The sequence below is a fragment of the Methyloprofundus sp. genome (genome assembly GCF_965251085.1).
Taxonomy (GTDB): Bacteria; Pseudomonadota; Gammaproteobacteria; order Methylococcales; family Methylomonadaceae; genus Methyloprofundus.
On sequence record NZ_OZ252594.1, the window covers coordinates 322,284 to 338,284 of the forward strand.

A 16,001-nucleotide genomic window follows, 5' to 3' on the forward strand; every position below is an offset into this window, starting at 1 on the left:
GAGAGAAGGGGTTGGTAAATATCTAGAAGAAATTAAAATTGAATTGTTCAATACAGTACAAACTTTTTATCCATTTTAAACATTTTAAATAGGGGTAAGTGTAATGGGATAGTAAGTTGCGCTTTTCAAACTATTAATCACCACTTCTGTTTTAAAAGTCGAAAGAGTGTCCAGGTTGTTCGACCTTGTCGTGCACTATTGAATACGATAAAATTCTACGCGTCTGTTGACTGGAGAATCGCCGGGCTTTCCTTGTAATGTGTCAGACTCACCTTTGCCGGTTGTTTCAATGCGGGCAGGGTCGATTTGATAGTTTGATACTAAAAATTCCTTAACAGCTTGTGACCGTCTTTTTGATAGTTCTAAATTATAGTTTTCATGTCCTGTAGAATCAGAGTGGCCAACAATCATAATGTTTTCATTAGTCATCTTTTCCAGGTTAAGCATTGTACCTAGTTGTTTTAGATACGTTAGTGATGTGGTTTTTAAAACACTTGAATTGTAATCGAATAAAATTGGTAGACCAATGGATACAGGTTTGTATTTCTCAGTACTCCCAAAAGTAATGGATCGTGTTTTATTTTTATTTTTATTATATGCTTCAGAGGTAGAACCTAATAGAATGTTGGCCATTTCTTCAGCACTGGGCACGTTACCTTCGGTATATATTTTTACTTCTTTTGCCAATAATGTAGGGACAATAAAAAAGCCTAGACAAATTATTGTGGCAAGTTTTGTTATTGGTTTCTTCATAATAAATTCTCCTTAATTACAATGAGATTGTAGCTTCTTTTGGGAGTTTAAGTAAGCTTAAGAACATCTTGCAAAACTCATTAAAGCGAATGAATTTCTAGCTTGAAAAGCTAAAAATTAAAAACTTACTCATAAATGATAAAATAGGAAGTGACAAAACAATCTAAAAATATCAATAAATGAGTAAGTTGCATAACAGATTAGCACAATCCTGGTTAAATATTCAAGATACGTTTTTTCCTTGGTTATCAGAGGAGTTAGGTGCGCTAACTCAAAAACAGCAAGAATTAGTGACAACTCTGGAACTAATACGTATCGAAGAATTTAGTCTTTCAAGTCGTGAATTTCCTGAGCCTGATCAATAGCTATAATATATTTCATAATTTACCAACCGTATTGCTGCTTAATTAACGGGATAGGGATAGGGATAGCATGCCAGATTTGTCCCATTTCAGTAGATAGATGGTGTTAGTCATGCATCAAGTGGGTCCGAGCGGCACTGTTTATAACCACGCTCTACCTTTGATTCAGGCATTTCTATAATACTCTCGTTTCTAAATGCCTGTCCAATGGGTACATGGCGCGGGGTGTGATTAAAAGTGAAGTAATCGTAACAAGCAAAGTTGTAGAGCGGACTTTAGTCCGCAATTCATGCTGAAATATAGCGGACTGAAGCCCGCTCTACAATAATGCAATTCATATTTACTTCACTTTAAATCACACCCCATGGCGAGGCATGAAAATGGCAGCTTGCGAAAAGTAGCAAAGAGTAGAGCAAAAAAATCAGTCGAATTTTATTAAGATTAATTTGGTGCAGATAGATAAAAAGCGTAGGGGCAGCAGCTTAAAGGAACATCTGAGTTTGGTACTCGCTTTAGTCCAAACACAAGGGGACTTCTATAAACTGGCTATCGGCTATCTGATAAGCACGCAATTCCAGCACACCTTTGGTCTTAAGGGTAATGATGATAGCCAGCGCTTCAGGGTAGGTTGCTTGTGCTATATCTGTGCTGGACGGTATGGCTGGAGCTGTCGGATGTGAGTGGTAAATAGCAAAAAGTTGCTCATTGTTCTCGCGCATTTGTGCCATTGCCTGAATTTGTTGACTTGCATCCAGATTAAAAAAACCTTCAGGCTGGGCTGCGGTATTTTCAATGGGGTAACTGCGGAACGGTATATTATTCCGACTGCTGATAAGTCCACACACCTCTAGTTTCGGAGTTTGTTGGGCATGGTGTAACAGTTTCTGGACGATCTTCCTTGGAATTGCAATCTCTTTTGTTTTATCTGTCATATGGGGTTGTCATTGGGTTAACCGTTGTGCGTAGCTTATACGTGGTTGCCCCGATAAGTCTTGCAGGCAATGTATGTTCTGGTATTGATGCTGTTGTAGTATATCGTGTACGCTTTGTTTTTGATTATAGCCATGCTCCAGGACAAGGTAGCCGCCTGGCTTAAGATAGCGCTGGCTTTGTTGACTGATATGCATAATATCAGTCAGGCCCTGTTGATCGGCAATTAACGCACAATCAGGTTCAAAGACAACATCCCCCTGTTGTAAATGTGGGTCATCCGGCGCTATATAAGGGGGGTTGCTGACTATAAAATCGAACGATTCATTTGCAACTTGCTCAAACCAGTTGCTGTGTAAAAATCTTATTTCCTGAGTCTGGTTAAGCAGGGCGTTTTTCCGGGCTATATGCAGCGCTTCTAGACTACTATCGACAGCGGTTACTTTGAGCCGTGGGCATTCAGCAGCCAGGGTAATCGCAATAATGCCTGAACCTGTGCCCAGGTCAATTAGCCTGGCATCGGGTTTATGCTCTATAAGTTGCAGGCAGAGCTCGATCAATGTTTCGGTATCGGGGCGGGGAATTAAGACGCTCGGGTCAACATGAAAATCCCGCGACCAAAATTCGCGAGTCCCGGTAATATAAGCAATAGGCTGGCCAAGCTGACGCTGCTTTAGTAAAGATGTAAATTGATCTATCTGGATTTTGTCTAGTGCTTTTTCAGGCCAGGTACGTAGGTAACTACGATCTTTTTTCAGGACATGACACAGTAATACTTCTACATCTAATTCAGCTGAGTCAGAGATGTTCTGCAAGGTGAGAGCTGAGCTTGTTAGTATTGATTGAATATCATTCATCCTGCTGAATGCTTCCTGGTTATGGTTCTTATTGCTTTGCTAAAGGCCGCTCCTGTAGCTGGATTAGTTTTCCTCACCTAGCTGAGTCAGCAATTCAGCCTGGTGTTCGTTGATCAGTGGCTCAACTACGTGGTCAAGGCCACCCTGCATGATTTCATCCAGTTTATAGAGGGTTAGATTGATACGATGATCAGTCAAGCGCCCTTGCGGGTAGTTATAGGTACGGATACGTTCGGAACGGTCGCCGCTACCGACTTGTAGTTTTCTGTTTTCTGAATTTTCTGCGTGCTGCTTTTCCTGTTCGGCGGATAATAAGCGAGATTGCAGGACAGCCATAGCGCGGGCTTTATTTTTGTGTTGTGAACGTTGATCCTGACATTCTACTACCGTGCCTGTCGGCAGGTGAGTTAAGCGAACAGCGGAGTCGGTTTTATTCACGTGCTGTCCGCCGGAGCCTGAAGCGCGGAAGGTATCTACGCGTAAGTCACTGGGGTTGATATCGATATTATCGATTTCTTGAGCTTCAGGCATAATCGCAACAGTGCAGGCTGAGGTGTGTACACGTCCCTGAGATTCCGTTTCTGGAACACGTTGCACTCGATGTACGCCTGCTTCAAACTTGAGTTGGGAATAAACATCTTGCCCGGCAATGCGCAGGATGATTTCTCGGAATCCACCATGTTCGCCACGAGTTTCACTGGTTGTTTCGATATTCCAGCCTTTATTTTCCGCGTAGCGCATGTACATGCGGGCTAAATCGCCGGAAAAGATTGCCGCTTCATCCCCGCCGGTTCCAGCGCGAATTTCCATGTAGATATTGCGGTTATCGTTAGGGTCTTGAGGTAATAATAGAATTTGTAATTCGTTTTCAATATTTGCTTGATCTTGCTTTGCTCCGGCTATTTCCTCTTTTGCCATATCACGGATTTCAGCATCGTCTTCATCAAGCATTTCCTGAGCGCTACTGATAGTTTCTTCGCTTTCTATGTGTTTTTTATAGCAGTCAACCAGAGGTGTGATTTGCGCGTATTCCTGACTTAAAGCGCGAAATTTATTTTGATCAGCTTGCACTTCGGGTTGTGATAATAAAGCTGCAATTTCATCGAAACGATCTAACAGGTTTTCTAACTTGATTTGTATTGAGGCTTTCATTACTGGTCTTGTAGTTTGAATATTTCCCGGGCTGCGGCAATGAGGTCGTGACGTTCATTTTCACTTGCTTTTCTTAGCTGAGTGCAGGGCGTGTGGGTTAGTTTATTGGTAAGGGTATGTGCTAGCTGGCGCATAATCTCTTCGGGTGAGCCGCCATTTTTCAGCGAAGCGAGTGCTTTTTGCAGGCTTTCTTGTTGTAGTTGCGAGGCCTGTTGACGATAATCAACAATGGTTGACTGTACTGTTTGCGCTTTCATCCATGCCAGAAAATGTTCGACATTGGTGTCGATAATTTCCTCGGCCTGTTCGGCGGCCTGGCGGCGTGAATTTAGGTTTTCATTGATGATATTTTGTAGGTCATCAACGGTATATAAAAAGACATCATTCAGGGTTGCTACTTCTGGCTCGATATCTCTTGGTACTGCCAGATCAACCATGAAGATAGGTTTATGTTTGCGTTTTTTTATAGCACTTTCAACCAGTCCTTTACCTAAAATAGGTAACTGACTGGCGGTAGAGGAAACAATAATATCCGCCTCTGCAATATGTAGGGGCAGTTCTGAAAGCGCAATAGCATAACCATTAAACTGGCTGGCGAGTGTATGTGCTTTGTCATAGGTGCGGTTGGCAATAATAATACGGCCGATACCGTTCTGGTGTAGATGTCGCGCAGTCAGCTCTATCGTTTCTCCGGCACCGATAAGCACGGCCGTCTGCTGGTTTAAATTGTCGAATATTTGCTTGCTCAGTTGTACGGCTGCGAAGGCCACGGAAACTGAGCTGGAGCCTATCGCGGTGTCGGTGCGTACTTTTTTGGCAGTCGAGAAAGTATGTTGAAAAAGTTTGCCCAGATCTTTGCCTAATGTACCCGCCTGGTTTGCAGTCTGATAGGCTGTTTTCATTTGTCCCAGAATCTGGGGTTCGCCAAGAATCATAGATTCCAGACCGCTAGCGACACGAAAAATATGCCGGATCAGGGCATTGTCAGTATGTGCATATAAATAAGGTTGGAATTCGGCATGTTTTAGCTGACGATTTTGCGAAATCCAGTTGATAACTGGATTAATATCTTGATCTTGAGTAGTGCAGTATATTTCGGTGCGATTGCAGGTGGATAGAATGGCAGCTTCGGAGACATGCTGCTGTTGCCATAGGTCTGTTACTGCATCACATAATATTTCTGCCGGGAACGCCAGACGCTCACGGACAGAGACGGGCGCTGTAGTATAGTTGATGCCTAGTGCAAGGAGTGTCATTAAAGGGCGAGTAAGATTATAGTTAAGAGTTGCTTATATCACGTGTAACAGTGTATTTTAAGGAATTTTAACAGTTTAGCCAAATGGAATCAGAAATCAATATGTTTTTTATGCTGTTATCTAAAGCAAAACATTGCCAAACTGCCTATGTCGTAAATTCTAATCTTCTAGTCTATAGCGTAATATGCAGTTTATTATGGTACTGGTATTGCTTGTATGGTAGCTCAAGTCGTATCAATCTGTTTATTTAATGCGTATAATTTATTGATTGCATAAAATGACCAGAATAAGCAGAGTTAATTAGCCCTTTGTAAAAGGTCCCGGATCTATAGCAACTCAAACCTGAATCATTAGTTTTCAATGGTTTTAAGTTAAATTTTAAGGAAATTTCATAGATGGTTTTAAAAGTAATGATGCTGCTAGGTTTTTTGATACTGTCAGCGTGTGTAACGAAAAATTCCCAAAGTTTAAGTAATCCGCCTGAAGGAGCGAATGAGTCAAAGCTTGTTAAAGAGCAGAAGCAGGAAAGAAAAACAGCTATTTCGCCGGAGGTGTTGTTTTTATTAATGACTGCTGAAATCGCCGGGCAGCGCGGGCAATTTGACTTGGCTCTGGATGGATATTTGCGGGCCTCTGAGCGCGTTAAGGATGTTAATGTTATTCAACGCGCGGCAAAAATTGCTTTGTATGTGCAGGATGATGCCAAGTTAAAGCAGACCGTGGATTTATGGCTAGAGGTAGAGCCGGAGAGTTTGGAAGTTCGCTATCTGGTCGCTGTTGCTGCATTAAAGGCGGGAGATCGGCAAGCAGCCTATGACAGCATTGAGTTTATGTTACTGAATGATCCTAAGGCTTTTGATGCGCAGGCTATTTCCTTGATTAAGAACTTATCTAATCAGCAGAGTATGGCTTTGGCTTATCAGGTGTTTGCAGATTTAAGTGAAAAATACCAGGATAATGCTCAGTTATATTTCGTCTTGGCGTTAATGGATGCGCAGGCACATAAAATCAGACCGGCACAAACTAATGTTTCTAAAGCTTTGGAAGTTGAGCCGCAATGGAAGAAAGCTTTGCTATTGCAGGCACAGCTGTTTATTACTCAGGGTAAGTTTGCCGAAGCGACTGAGGTTTTACAGCAGATAGACGAGCTTGAAGAGAGTGTGCAAATAAAAGAACAAATAGCACAGTTATTAATACAGCAAGGGCGTTTTTCAGAAGCTGAAAAAATTTTGCAGGATTTGATAAAACAATACCCTGAAAATAATGAGTTGCGCTTTAAACTGGCTTTGGTGTATTTGCAAACCGGGGAAGAAAGACAAGCGCAGAATATTTTGCAGAGCCTGATTGCAGATCCGGAATATAAAGATAGAGCGGCATTTTATTTAGGCAGTATAGAGGGCAAGGCTAAGCGTAATGATGAAGCTTTGGTGTGGCTTGAATCAGTTGGTGCGGGGCCTTATAAATATGAGGCTAGCATTAGTTCAATTTTGATTTTAATGGATGAAGAACGTTATCAGGAAGCGACATTGAGATTGCAGGGCTTAAAAACTGAGTTTCCAGAAAAAGCTATTGACCTGGTCTTGGTGGAGTCAGAAATATATGCCCAACAGCATTTGTATCAGCAAGCGTTTGACGGATTAACGAGTGCTTTGCTTAATGCTCCGAATAACAAAAAGATACTCTATGCGCGGGCATTAAGCGCTGAAAAATTAGGTAAGCTGCAAATATTAGAGGATGACTTGAAATATATCCTGGAGCAGGATCCTAATGATGCAAATGCTTTAAATGCATTGGGGTATACCTTGGTGGATACAACGACGCGTTATGATGAAGCGCAGGCATATTTGGATAGGGCGATAGCTATTAAACCGCATGAACCTATCATTATGGATAGTTATGGCTGGTTGTTGTTTAAGCAGGGGCGGCTTGAAGAAGCCCAGAAGTATTTGCAGCGTGCATATGATCTGGAGCCTCAGTCTGAAATCGCGGCACATTTGGTTGAGGTGTTGTGGGCTTTGCAGCGAACTAAAGAGGCTAAAGAGCTGTTAAATAAAGCGCTGGTTAAAGATCCTGATGATGAATTATTAATAGAGCTAGAGGCGCGTCTGTTGAGTACGCATTAATGCGCGTCAGTGCATTATGCTGCATTTGTGTGCTGCTGTTGATGGGTTGTAGTTCTGTAAAAACCCATAATGCAAAACATGGGCAGCAACTCAGTCAGCAGCAGCGGCTGGATATTAAACAATGGAAAATGCAGGGTCGCTTGTTGATAAAGAGTGACGATGTACTCACTGCCAATGTTCATTGGCAGCATAATCAGCAGGAAGATATCTTGAAACTATCCGGAGCTTTGGGCTTTGGTGCCATGTTGATAGAGCTGAGCGAGGATGAAATTGTGTTGCATAATGCACAGGGCGAGAGGCAGTCTGCGCGGGATATCGATGCGTTTATCGCTCGGCAAATAGGCTTTATTGTGCCCATTACTGCCTTGCGTCAGTGGGTGATAGGGGCTTATTTACAGGGTGTGCCGGTAGAGCAGATGGCAAATGGCTTTGAGCAGTTAGGTTGGCTTGTCGCCTACAATGAATATATGGATACACCTGCGGGCGTTATGCCGCGCAGTATTAAGGTAACTAAGGGCAATATACAATTAAAACTGATAGTTGATCAGTGGGAAATAGAATGACTGAGCAAAAAAATTCAGACATCGGCTGGGGAATGCGTTGGCCGGCACCAGCGAAATTAAATTTAATGCTAAGAATAGTTGGGCGGCGAGAGGATGGCTACCACCTATTGCAAACTGTCTTTCAAATAATAGACATTACAGATGGTTTAATCTTTAACAGAACTGATGATAGTCGTGTGCGACTGAAAAATACCATACCGGGTGTCAGGGAGGAAGACGATTTGACGGTGCGGGCTGCTAATATTTTAAAGCAGGAAACCGGATATCAGGGTGGCGTTTGCATCGATATAGAAAAAAACCTTCCTATGGGTGGAGGTTTAGGTGGTGGAAGTTCGGATGCGGCAACTGTTTTGGTGGTATTGAACCAGCTATGGCAGTTAGAATTAACTGAGCTGCGCCTGATGGAGTTGGGTCTTGCTTTAGGTGCGGATGTACCTGTTTTTGTTAAGGGAAAAAGTACCTGGGCAGAGGGCGTCGGAGAAAAATTGACCCCGATAGATTTGCCGGATGCCTGGTTTGTGGTGGTTAAGCCGTCATGTCATGTTGATACAGGAAAAATATTTTCTGCAAATGATTTGACACGAGATAGTAAATCAATCAAAATAGCCGGCTTTAACTCAGGAGATAATCAAAATGATTGTTTGGCTGTGGTTAAAAAGCACTACATAGAAGTAGAGCGGGCTTTGGATGAGCTGGATAAATATGGGCAAGCTAGATTGACCGGAACGGGGGCATGTGTTTTTGTTCAGTTCGGTGATCAGCAGTCTGCACAATATGTGTATGATAGCTTAGTTCTAGGCAGGGAGACGTATATTGCACAAGGACTGGCTGTTTCACCTCTGCATAAGCAGATGAGTGAACTCTTTAATTTCTAAATTGGGCTGTCGCCAAGCGGTAAGGCACGGGGTTTTGATCTCCGCATACCCAGGTTCGAATCCTGGCAGCCCAGCCATTTAATCTTCCAAGAAATCAGATCGGTACTATATATAATATGAGTAGTGATACTTCAATGATGGTTTTTTCTGGAAATGCCAATCTAGAGTTGTCCAAAGGTATTGTTCGTCGTTTGAGTATGCGCCTTGGAATGGCTACGGTAGGGCGCTTCAGTGATGGAGAGGTTACGGTAGAGATTGAAGAAAACGTCAGGGATAAAGATGTTTTTGTTATTCAGCCTACATGCCGTCCTACAAATGAAAATTTGATGGAATTGTTGGTGATGATAGATGCTTTAAAGAGGGCGTCTGCATCCAGAATTACAGCGGTAATGCCTTATTATGGGTATTCGCGACAAGATAGACGTTCACGTTCGGCGCGAGTGGCAATTAGCGCTAAGCTTGTGGCCAAAATGGTGGGTGTTGCAGGGGCTGACAGAGTTTTGACGGTTGATTTGCATGCTGATCAGATACAAGGTTTTTTTGATATTCCTGTAGATAATGTTTATGCGTCGCCATTGTTATTGGGTGATGTATGGCGTCAGGGTTATAAGAATGTAATAGTTGTTTCTCCGGATGTCGGTGGTGTGGTCAGGGCGAGAGCTTTGGCGAAGCGCCTGGACGATGCGGATTTGGCAATTATTGATAAGCGTCGACCTAGGGCTAATGTGGCTGAGGTGATGCATATTATTGGTGATGTAAGTGGCAAGACTTGCGTCATGATTGATGACTTGGTTGATACAGCTGGTACGCTATGTAGCGCGGCAGCTGCATTAAAGAAGCAAGGAGCCGTTAAGGTGGTTGCTTATTGTACTCACCCTGTGTTGTCGGGTCGTGCAATTGAAAATTTAAGTAATTCGGTTCTTGATGAATTGATAGTAACAGATACTATTCCGCTAAGTGAAGAGGCGGCAGGTTTGGGAAAAATACGGCAGTTAAGTGTTGCGGATATGTTGGCTGAAACAATTAGAAGGATTGCTGTGGGTGAGTCAGTTAGTTCGCTGTATGTAGATTGATAAAGCTGTTGATTGATGATTTTAAGTTATTGTTTGTAGGGTGTGGAGATTTAGATGTCTAGCGTTTTTGAATTTGATGCTGTAAGTAGAGGAAATGCAGGTACGAGTAGTGCTAAAGCAATTCGTCGTAATGGTAATGTGCCGGCTGTAATTTATGGTGGTTCTGGTGATCCAGAATTAATTGAATTAAGCCATAATGAAGTAACAAAAAAACTGGCTAATGAGGCGGTTTATTCGCACATATTGCAGTTGAATGTTGGCGGGAAGATGCAAAATGCAATCTTAAAAGATATGCAAAGGCATCCTGCAAAAGATACGATTATTCATATGGATTTCCTGCGTATTTCCATGAATGAGAAAATTAAAGTACATGTGCCGTTGCATTTCATTAATGAAGAGACTTCGATCGGCGTTAAAGCGGGTGGGGTGGTAACTCATTCAATGGTTGAAATTGAGGTTGCGTGTTTGCCGGGTGATTTGCCTGAATATATAGAGGTTGATTTGGCGGATATCGATATAGGTGGTTCTATTCATCTGGCGGAAGTTGTTGCGCCTGAAGGCGTAGAGATTTTTGCGTTGACGCATGGTGATGATCATAATTTTCCGGTTGCTCAGATTGTGAAGGCTAGAGGTCCGGCGGAAGATGATGAGGATGCTGTAGAGGCGGCAACTGATGGCGAAGAAGGCGAGGCTGAATCAAGCGAGTGATCAAGCTTCTTGTAGGCCTGGGTAATCCAGGTCAGAAATACACAAAAACCCGGCATAATGCCGGGTTTTTGCTTTTGGATAAGCTGGCAAGAGAGATGTCGGTGGCTTTTTCTTCGCAGACGAAGTTTTTTGGTGGCCTGGCAGAGATAAAGATAGAAAAGGGTGGGGTTTATTTGTTGAAGCCACATACTTTTATGAATCGCAGTGGCCAGTCAGTTTCAGCTTTAATGAAATATTACAAGATAAAGCCTGAAGAAATTCTGGTGGTGCATGATGAGCTGGATTTTGATGTTGGAGTGTTGAAGCTGAAGGTCGGTGGGGGGCATGGGGGGCATAATGGACTTAGGGATATTATTGCTAGCCTAGGCGTTAAGGATTTTAAGCGCTTGCGTGTCGGTATAGGTCGGCCGAATCCGGGGAAGCAGGTAGTAGATTATGTTTTATCTGACTTTTCTAAGAATGACTTGCAGCATATTGAAGAGTTATATGCTGATTTTTTTTATTGCTTACCTTTGTTGCAGGGTGGTGACTTTGAGGGGGCAATGCAGAAATTACATTCTGCATAAAAAGCATAAAAAATATTGACAAAATAAAACATCCATTACATAATACTCGTTCTGAATGGAGGGGTTCCCGAGCGGCCAAAGGGATCAGACTGTAAATCTGACGGCTCAGCCTTCGGAGGTTCGAATCCTCCCCCCTCCACCATTCAGAAAAGAATTTAGCGGGTGTAGTTCAATGGTAGAACTCCAGCCTTCCAAGCTGATTACGTGGGTTCGATTCCCATCACCCGCTCCAAGAAAAATTAAGCCCATATAGCTCAGCGGTAGAGCACTTCCTTGGTAAGGAAGAGGTCACCGGTTCAAGTCCAGTTATGGGCTCCATTTATACTGATTGTTGCAAACATTTAATTAAGGTCTTTGAGAGATGGCTAAAGAAAAATTTGAACGTAATAAACCACACGTAAACGTCGGCACGATTGGTCACGTTGATCACGGTAAAACAACACTGACTGCTGCGCTTACAAAAGTGATGGCGGAGAAATTGGGTGGAGAAGTCAAGGCATTTGATCAAATTGATAATGCACCTGAAGAGCGTGAGCGTGGAATTACAATTGCAACATCGCACGTAGAGTACGAATCAGTAAACCGTCACTACGCACATGTAGATTGTCCAGGTCACGCGGATTATGTAAAAAACATGATTACCGGTGCGGCGCAAATGGATGGTGCTATTCTGGTGTGTGGCGCGACAGATGGTCCTATGCCGCAAACAAGAGAGCATATCCTGTTATCAAGACAGGTAGGTGTTCCTTATATCGTAGTGTTCCTAAATAAAGCTGACCTGCTTGCAGAAGATTGTGGTGGCGTGGGAACTGAAGAATATTTAGAAATGCTGGAATTGGTGGAAATGGAAATTCGCGAAATTCTAGACCAATACGAATTCCCTGGTGATGATACGCCCATCATTGTTGGTTCTGCATTAAAAGGCCTGGAAGGTGACACTAGTGATTTGGGTGTGCCATCTATCGTCAAGCTAGTAGAAGCTTTAGATAGTTATATACCCGAGCCAGAGAGAGCGATAGAAGGTGCTTTCCTGATGCCAATTGAAGATGTATTTTCAATCTCGGGTCGTGGAACCGTAGTAACAGGGCGTATTGAGCGTGGTGTTGTCAAGGTTGGCGAAGAAATTGAAATCGTTGGTATCAAGGATACGACTAAAACGACTTGTACCGGTGTGGAGATGTTCCGCAAACTGCTTGATCAGGGGCAGGCGGGTGACAACGTAGGTATCTTGTTAAGAGGAACCAAGCGTGAAGACGTTGAGCGTGGTCAGGTATTGGCGCATGTAGGAACGATTACGCCGCATACAAGATTTTCTGCTGAAATATATGTGCTTGCAAAAGATGAAGGTGGTCGTCATACGCCATTCTTTAACGGTTACCGTCCGCAGTTCTATTTCAGAACAACCGATGTAACCGGCGCAGTTGAATTGCCAGCAGGAACAGAAATGGTCATGCCTGGCGATAACGTATCCGTAGAAGTAACCTTGATCGCGCCGATTGCGATGGAAGAAGGGTTGCGTTTTGCGATTCGTGAAGGTGGTCGTACGGTTGGGGCGGGTGTTGTTGCAAAAGTTATTGAGTAATGACTTTAGTTGAAGTATAATTGCTCGTTGTTTTAAAGTTTATGCGTGTAGGTCAGTGGCTCAATTGGTAGAGCAGCGGTCTCCAAAACCGCAGGTTGTGGGTTCGAGTCCCTCCTGGCCTGCCAACTCGCATTAAACATTATTTAATTTTCAAGAAGTTCTCAAATAAATTCCATTTCATGAATAGTCAGGCAAAGGAAGTGACATCTAGTATTGATGTGCTTAAGTATGTTTTGTCTCTTGTGCTGATTAGTGCAGGTGTCGTTGCTTTTTACCAGTTCTCAGGTTACTCGCAGTTATATCGAGTGCTGGGCATGGTTGCGGTCGTTATTGTTGCATTGACAATTATGCTGACGACAGCATTAGGGCATCATTCCTGGGCGTTTGCACAGGAAGCGAGGCAGGAAGTCAGGAAAGTGGTTTGGCCTACGCGCCAGGAAACCATGCAAACAACGCTAATGGTATTTGCCATGGTATTAATCGTTGGGTTTATTATCTGGCTCTTAGATACTTTTTTGTTCTGGGCGATAACGTCTCTGACAGCTTAAAGAGGTTAAAGGATGGCGATACGCTGGTATGTTGTTCATGCATATTCAAATTACGAAAAGAAAGTAAAGCAATCTCTGGAAGAAAAAATTGAAAGAGAAGGTTTAAGCGAGTATTTCGGGAAAATTCTTGTACCGACCGAAGAAGTGGTTGAGATGAGAATGGGGCAGCAAAGAAAGAGTGAGAGAAAATTCTTTCCTGGGTATGTTCTAGTGCAGATGGAGTTGACTGATGAAACATGGCATCTGGTTAAAGATGAGTCAAGAGTTTTAGGCTTTATTGGTGGTACATCTGAACGACCTGCACCTATTTCTGAGCAGGAAGCTGAGAGAATATTAAATAGGGTTGAAGAAGGCGTTAATAAGCCCAGGCCTAAGGTTTTATTTGAAGTGGGCGAGGTTGTACGTGTCAATGATGGGCCCTTTAAAGACTTTAATGGCGAAATCGAAGAAATTAATTACGAAAAAAACAAATTGCGCATTTCAGTTTTAATCTTTGGAAGATCTACTTCAGTCGAGCTTGGGTTTGATGAAGTAGAAAAAGCTTAAACAAATCATCAGGTAGTACAGAATAACGGTCCTCATCAATCGATGGGGATTTTTTATCTATGGGGAGCTGAAAAGCGCTAGTACCCAATCAGGAGTATAAAATGGCTAAAGAAGTCACAGCATATATTAAGCTGCAAGTAAAAGCGGGTGAAGCAAATCCTAGCCCACCAGTTGGTCCAGCTCTGGGTCAGCACGGTGTTAACATTATGGAGTTTTGTAAGGCATTTAATGCAAAAACTTCAGATGTAGAAAAAGGCTTACCCATTCCAGTCGTTATTTCTGTTTACAGTGATAGAAGCTTCACCTTTATTACTAAAACACCGCCTGCATCAATTTTGTTGAAAAAAGCAGCGGGTATTACTTCGGGAAGTAGCAATCCAAATACGATTAAGGTTGGTACGGTTACACGTGCACAGCTTGAAGAAATTGCAAAGACTAAAATGGAAGATCTGAATGCAACAGATATGGATTCTGCTGTGAAAATTATTGCTGGCAGTGCGCGTAGCATGGGCCTTGATGTGGAAGGTTTATAATGGCTAAGTTATCTAAAAGAGCAAAAATTACTCAAGAAAAAATAGATCCAGAGCGCCAATATCCTTTTGCCGAAGCAGTAGCAGTGTTAAAAGAATTAGCGACGTCTAAATTTGCTGAATCTGTGGATGTCAGTGTTAATTTAGGTATTGATGCAAGAAAATCAGATCAAAATGTCAGAGGGGCAACTTTATTGCCTAAGGGCTCAGGTAAAACAGTGAGAGTTGCAGTTTTTACTCAGGGACCTAATGCTGATGCTGCGAAAGAAGCGGGTGCAGATATTGTAGGTATGGATGATCTTGCTGCAGATGTGAAAAAAGGCAAAATGGACTTTGATGTTGTTATTGCATCTCCTGATGCAATGCGGGTTGTTGGTCAATTAGGTCAAGTGTTAGGCCCAAGAGGTTTAATGCCGAACCCTAAGGTTGGCACAGTAACACCAGATGTTGCAACTGCGGTTAAAAATGCAAAAGCGGGTCAGGCACGTTACCGTACCGATAAAGCAGGTATCGTTCATTGTTCAATCGGTAAGATTGAATTTAGTGCTGGCGATATTGAGGAAAACTTGCAGGCATTGCTTGCAGACCTGGTTAAAGCAAAACCTAGTGCAGCTAAAGGTATTTATCTAAAGAAAATCAGCTTATCTACTACGATGGGCCCTGGTGTTACTTTAGATCAATCTAGCTTGTCGCTATAGGGTTTGTACTCTAGTCATTTCTGGCTCGAGTAGACAGAGAGATGGTGCAACTCGTTGCATTTAAATCTGCACAGAAAATCTCAAAAAATAGTGTGCGACAGATTCTTTAGTCGCGGTACTTGTTACAAAATATAAAGAATTTTTGGTTGCCAGTTTTGTTGGTAGCCATCAAAGACCGTAGGTGCCTGGCTTAAATTTAATCAGCCTACGTAGATGGGAGCTGAAACTGGGAAACTGGTGAAAGAAGCCCGTTGGGTGCATCTCTTAGAGGTGTGGTGTGTAAACCTGATGAAAATCAGTAATAACGGAGAAAGTTGTGGCCTTAGCATTAGATGGCAAAAAAGCTGTCGTTGATGAAGTTGCTCCCTATGCAGCTAAAGCGCATTCGGCTGTTGCAGCTGAATATCGTGGGCTGACAGTAACTGAATTAACTCAGTTACGAACAGTTGCACGAGAAACAGGCGTTTATTTGCGTGTGGTAAAAAATACATTGGCTAAACGAGCAATCGCTGGAACTCAATTTGAATGTATGCAGGAAAAAATGGTTGGACCATTAATACTTGCATTTTCAATGGAAGATCCTGGCTCTGCCGGTCGTTTAATCAATGACTTTGCTAAAACCAATAATAAGCTTATTGCTAGAATTGTGTCTATCGATGGACAAGCATACGATGGCTCGGAATTAGCGCGGTTAGCTAGTCTACCAACACGTGATCAAGGTATTAGCTTGGTGATGGCGTTAATGTTGGCTCCTGTAGAGAAGTTAGCACGTACTTTATTAGCTCTTAAAGAGCATAAAGATGGCGGCGAAGCAACGACAGAAAGCGTAGCAGAAGCAGTAGCAGAGTAAGCTTTATAACCAGTTTTAAACCAATTATT

The 16,001-nt window shown here is 42.7% G+C and carries 18 protein-coding genes and 5 tRNA genes; 18 read left to right on the forward strand and 5 right to left on the reverse strand.

Annotated elements, in window-relative coordinates:
* Positions 1–195 precede the first annotated feature (195 nt).
* The gene (locus tag ACQY3F_RS01525; RefSeq protein WP_428353167.1) at positions 196–753 is read right to left on the reverse strand and encodes an OmpA family protein; all 558 of its coding nucleotides are present in this window, start codon (positions 751–753) and stop codon (positions 196–198) included.
* A gap of 188 nt (positions 754–941) precedes the next feature.
* Here ACQY3F_RS01525 and ACQY3F_RS01530 point away from each other — a divergent pair, with 188 nt between their 5' ends.
* Positions 942–1,118, forward strand: a complete 177-nt coding sequence (locus ACQY3F_RS01530; RefSeq protein ID WP_428353168.1) for a hypothetical protein — start codon at positions 942–944, stop codon at positions 1,116–1,118.
* Between the two features lie 509 nt (positions 1,119–1,627).
* Here ACQY3F_RS01530 and ACQY3F_RS01535 read toward each other — a convergent pair.
* The 4 genes from ACQY3F_RS01535 to hemA all read right to left on the reverse strand — a co-directional run bounded on the left by ACQY3F_RS01535 (position 1,628) and on the right by hemA (position 5,310).
* On the reverse strand, positions 1,628–2,047 hold the full coding sequence (locus ACQY3F_RS01535) for a Mov34/MPN/PAD-1 family protein (protein ID WP_428353169.1): 420 nt from the start codon (positions 2,045–2,047) through the stop codon (positions 1,628–1,630).
* A gap of 9 nt (positions 2,048–2,056) precedes the next feature.
* Positions 2,057–2,902, reverse strand: a complete 846-nt coding sequence (gene prmC, locus ACQY3F_RS01540; RefSeq protein WP_428353170.1) for a peptide chain release factor N(5)-glutamine methyltransferase — start codon at positions 2,900–2,902, stop codon at positions 2,057–2,059.
* Between the two features lie 63 nt (positions 2,903–2,965).
* Positions 2,966–4,054: a peptide chain release factor 1 gene (prfA, locus tag ACQY3F_RS01545; protein ID WP_428353171.1), complete on the reverse strand. Its 1,089-nt coding sequence runs from the start codon at positions 4,052–4,054 to the stop codon at positions 2,966–2,968.
* Positions 4,054–5,310 carry a glutamyl-tRNA reductase gene (hemA, locus tag ACQY3F_RS01550; protein ID WP_428353172.1) on the reverse strand — a complete coding sequence of 419 codons (1,257 nt, stop codon included), beginning with the start codon at positions 5,308–5,310 and terminating at the stop codon, positions 4,054–4,056. The genes prfA and hemA overlap by 1 nt, the downstream gene beginning before the upstream one ends.
* A 566-nt stretch (positions 5,311–5,876) precedes the next feature.
* Between hemA and ACQY3F_RS01555 the strand changes: the two genes are divergently transcribed.
* The 17 genes from ACQY3F_RS01555 (at position 5,877) to rplJ (ending at position 15,972) form a co-directional block, all read left to right on the forward strand.
* Positions 5,877–7,433: a tetratricopeptide repeat protein gene (locus tag ACQY3F_RS01555; protein WP_428353173.1), complete on the forward strand. Its 1,557-nt coding sequence runs from the start codon at positions 5,877–5,879 to the stop codon at positions 7,431–7,433.
* The gene (gene lolB, locus ACQY3F_RS01560; protein ID WP_428353174.1) at positions 7,433–7,996 is read left to right on the forward strand and encodes a lipoprotein insertase outer membrane protein LolB; all 564 of its coding nucleotides are present in this window, start codon (positions 7,433–7,435) and stop codon (positions 7,994–7,996) included. Before ACQY3F_RS01555 ends, lolB begins: the two co-directional genes overlap by 1 nt.
* Positions 7,993–8,871, forward strand: coding sequence for a 4-(cytidine 5'-diphospho)-2-C-methyl-D-erythritol kinase (gene ispE, locus ACQY3F_RS01565; RefSeq protein ID WP_428353175.1), 879 nt, complete (start codon positions 7,993–7,995; stop codon positions 8,869–8,871). The genes lolB and ispE overlap by 4 nt, the downstream gene beginning before the upstream one ends.
* Positions 8,872–8,873: 2 nt before the next feature.
* Positions 8,874–8,948 (forward strand) — tRNA-Gln (locus tag ACQY3F_RS01570).
* A 39-nt stretch (positions 8,949–8,987) separates the two neighbouring features.
* Positions 8,988–9,944, forward strand: a complete 957-nt coding sequence (locus ACQY3F_RS01575) for a ribose-phosphate diphosphokinase (RefSeq protein WP_428353176.1) — start codon at positions 8,988–8,990, stop codon at positions 9,942–9,944.
* A 54-nt stretch (positions 9,945–9,998) separates the two neighbouring features.
* Complete coding sequence (locus ACQY3F_RS01580) at positions 9,999–10,652, forward strand: 50S ribosomal protein L25/general stress protein Ctc (RefSeq protein ID WP_428353177.1); 654 nt, start codon at positions 9,999–10,001, stop codon at positions 10,650–10,652.
* A complete protein-coding gene (gene pth, locus ACQY3F_RS01585; protein ID WP_428353178.1) occupies positions 10,649–11,218 on the forward strand; it encodes an aminoacyl-tRNA hydrolase in 570 nt (189 codons plus the stop codon). Before ACQY3F_RS01580 ends, pth begins: the two co-directional genes overlap by 4 nt.
* A gap of 57 nt (positions 11,219–11,275) precedes the next feature.
* Positions 11,276–11,360 (forward strand) — tRNA-Tyr (locus ACQY3F_RS01590).
* 16 nt (positions 11,361–11,376) lie between these two features.
* Positions 11,377–11,450 (forward strand) — tRNA-Gly (locus tag ACQY3F_RS01595).
* An 11-nt stretch (positions 11,451–11,461) separates the two neighbouring features.
* Positions 11,462–11,536 (forward strand) — tRNA-Thr (locus ACQY3F_RS01600).
* A 43-nt stretch (positions 11,537–11,579) separates the two neighbouring features.
* Complete coding sequence (tuf, locus tag ACQY3F_RS01605; protein WP_428353179.1) at positions 11,580–12,800, forward strand: elongation factor Tu; 1,221 nt, start codon at positions 11,580–11,582, stop codon at positions 12,798–12,800.
* A 49-nt stretch (positions 12,801–12,849) separates the two neighbouring features.
* Positions 12,850–12,925 (forward strand) — tRNA-Trp (locus tag ACQY3F_RS01610).
* Between the two features lie 75 nt (positions 12,926–13,000).
* Positions 13,001–13,348, forward strand: coding sequence for a preprotein translocase subunit SecE (gene secE / locus ACQY3F_RS01615; protein WP_428353180.1), 348 nt, complete (start codon positions 13,001–13,003; stop codon positions 13,346–13,348).
* Positions 13,349–13,360: 12 nt separating this feature from the next.
* Positions 13,361–13,894 carry a transcription termination/antitermination protein NusG gene (nusG, locus tag ACQY3F_RS01620; protein ID WP_428353181.1) on the forward strand — a complete coding sequence of 178 codons (534 nt, stop codon included), beginning with the start codon at positions 13,361–13,363 and terminating at the stop codon, positions 13,892–13,894.
* A 101-nt stretch (positions 13,895–13,995) separates the two neighbouring features.
* The gene (gene rplK / locus ACQY3F_RS01625; protein WP_428353182.1) at positions 13,996–14,427 is read left to right on the forward strand and encodes a 50S ribosomal protein L11; all 432 of its coding nucleotides are present in this window, start codon (positions 13,996–13,998) and stop codon (positions 14,425–14,427) included.
* Positions 14,427–15,122, forward strand: a complete 696-nt coding sequence (rplA, locus tag ACQY3F_RS01630) for a 50S ribosomal protein L1 (RefSeq protein WP_428353183.1) — start codon at positions 14,427–14,429, stop codon at positions 15,120–15,122. Before rplK ends, rplA begins: the two co-directional genes overlap by 1 nt.
* A 316-nt stretch (positions 15,123–15,438) precedes the next feature.
* The gene (gene rplJ / locus ACQY3F_RS01635) at positions 15,439–15,972 is read left to right on the forward strand and encodes a 50S ribosomal protein L10 (protein WP_428353184.1); all 534 of its coding nucleotides are present in this window, start codon (positions 15,439–15,441) and stop codon (positions 15,970–15,972) included.
* The last annotated feature ends 29 nt before the right edge of the window (positions 15,973–16,001 follow it).

Bases quoted from the DNA above. Each gene is read 5' to 3' on its own strand.
- hemA (WP_428353172.1), bottom strand. From the start codon at position 5,310: ATGACACTCCTTGCACTAGGCATCAACTATACTACAGCGCCCGTCTCT.
- ACQY3F_RS01575 (WP_428353176.1), top strand. From the start codon at position 8,988: ATGAGTAGTGATACTTCAATGATGGTTTTTTCTGGAAATGCCAATCTA.
- prmC (WP_428353170.1), bottom strand. From the start codon at position 2,902: ATGAATGATATTCAATCAATACTAACAAGCTCAGCTCTCACCTTGCAG.
- ACQY3F_RS01555 (WP_428353173.1), top strand. From the start codon at position 5,877: ATGACTGCTGAAATCGCCGGGCAGCGCGGGCAATTTGACTTGGCTCTG.
- nusG (WP_428353181.1), top strand. From the start codon at position 13,361: ATGGCGATACGCTGGTATGTTGTTCATGCATATTCAAATTACGAAAAG.
- tuf (WP_428353179.1), top strand. From the start codon at position 11,580: ATGGCTAAAGAAAAATTTGAACGTAATAAACCACACGTAAACGTCGGC.
- rplK (WP_428353182.1), top strand. From the start codon at position 13,996: ATGGCTAAAGAAGTCACAGCATATATTAAGCTGCAAGTAAAAGCGGGT.
- rplA (WP_428353183.1), top strand. From the start codon at position 14,427: ATGGCTAAGTTATCTAAAAGAGCAAAAATTACTCAAGAAAAAATAGAT.
- ACQY3F_RS01535 (WP_428353169.1), bottom strand. From the start codon at position 2,047: ATGACAGATAAAACAAAAGAGATTGCAATTCCAAGGAAGATCGTCCAG.
- lolB (WP_428353174.1), top strand. From the start codon at position 7,433: ATGCGCGTCAGTGCATTATGCTGCATTTGTGTGCTGCTGTTGATGGGT.
- ACQY3F_RS01525 (WP_428353167.1), bottom strand. From the start codon at position 753: ATGAAGAAACCAATAACAAAACTTGCCACAATAATTTGTCTAGGCTTT.
- ACQY3F_RS01580 (WP_428353177.1), top strand. From the start codon at position 9,999: ATGTCTAGCGTTTTTGAATTTGATGCTGTAAGTAGAGGAAATGCAGGT.
- prfA (WP_428353171.1), bottom strand. From the start codon at position 4,054: ATGAAAGCCTCAATACAAATCAAGTTAGAAAACCTGTTAGATCGTTTC.
- ispE (WP_428353175.1), top strand. From the start codon at position 7,993: ATGACTGAGCAAAAAAATTCAGACATCGGCTGGGGAATGCGTTGGCCG.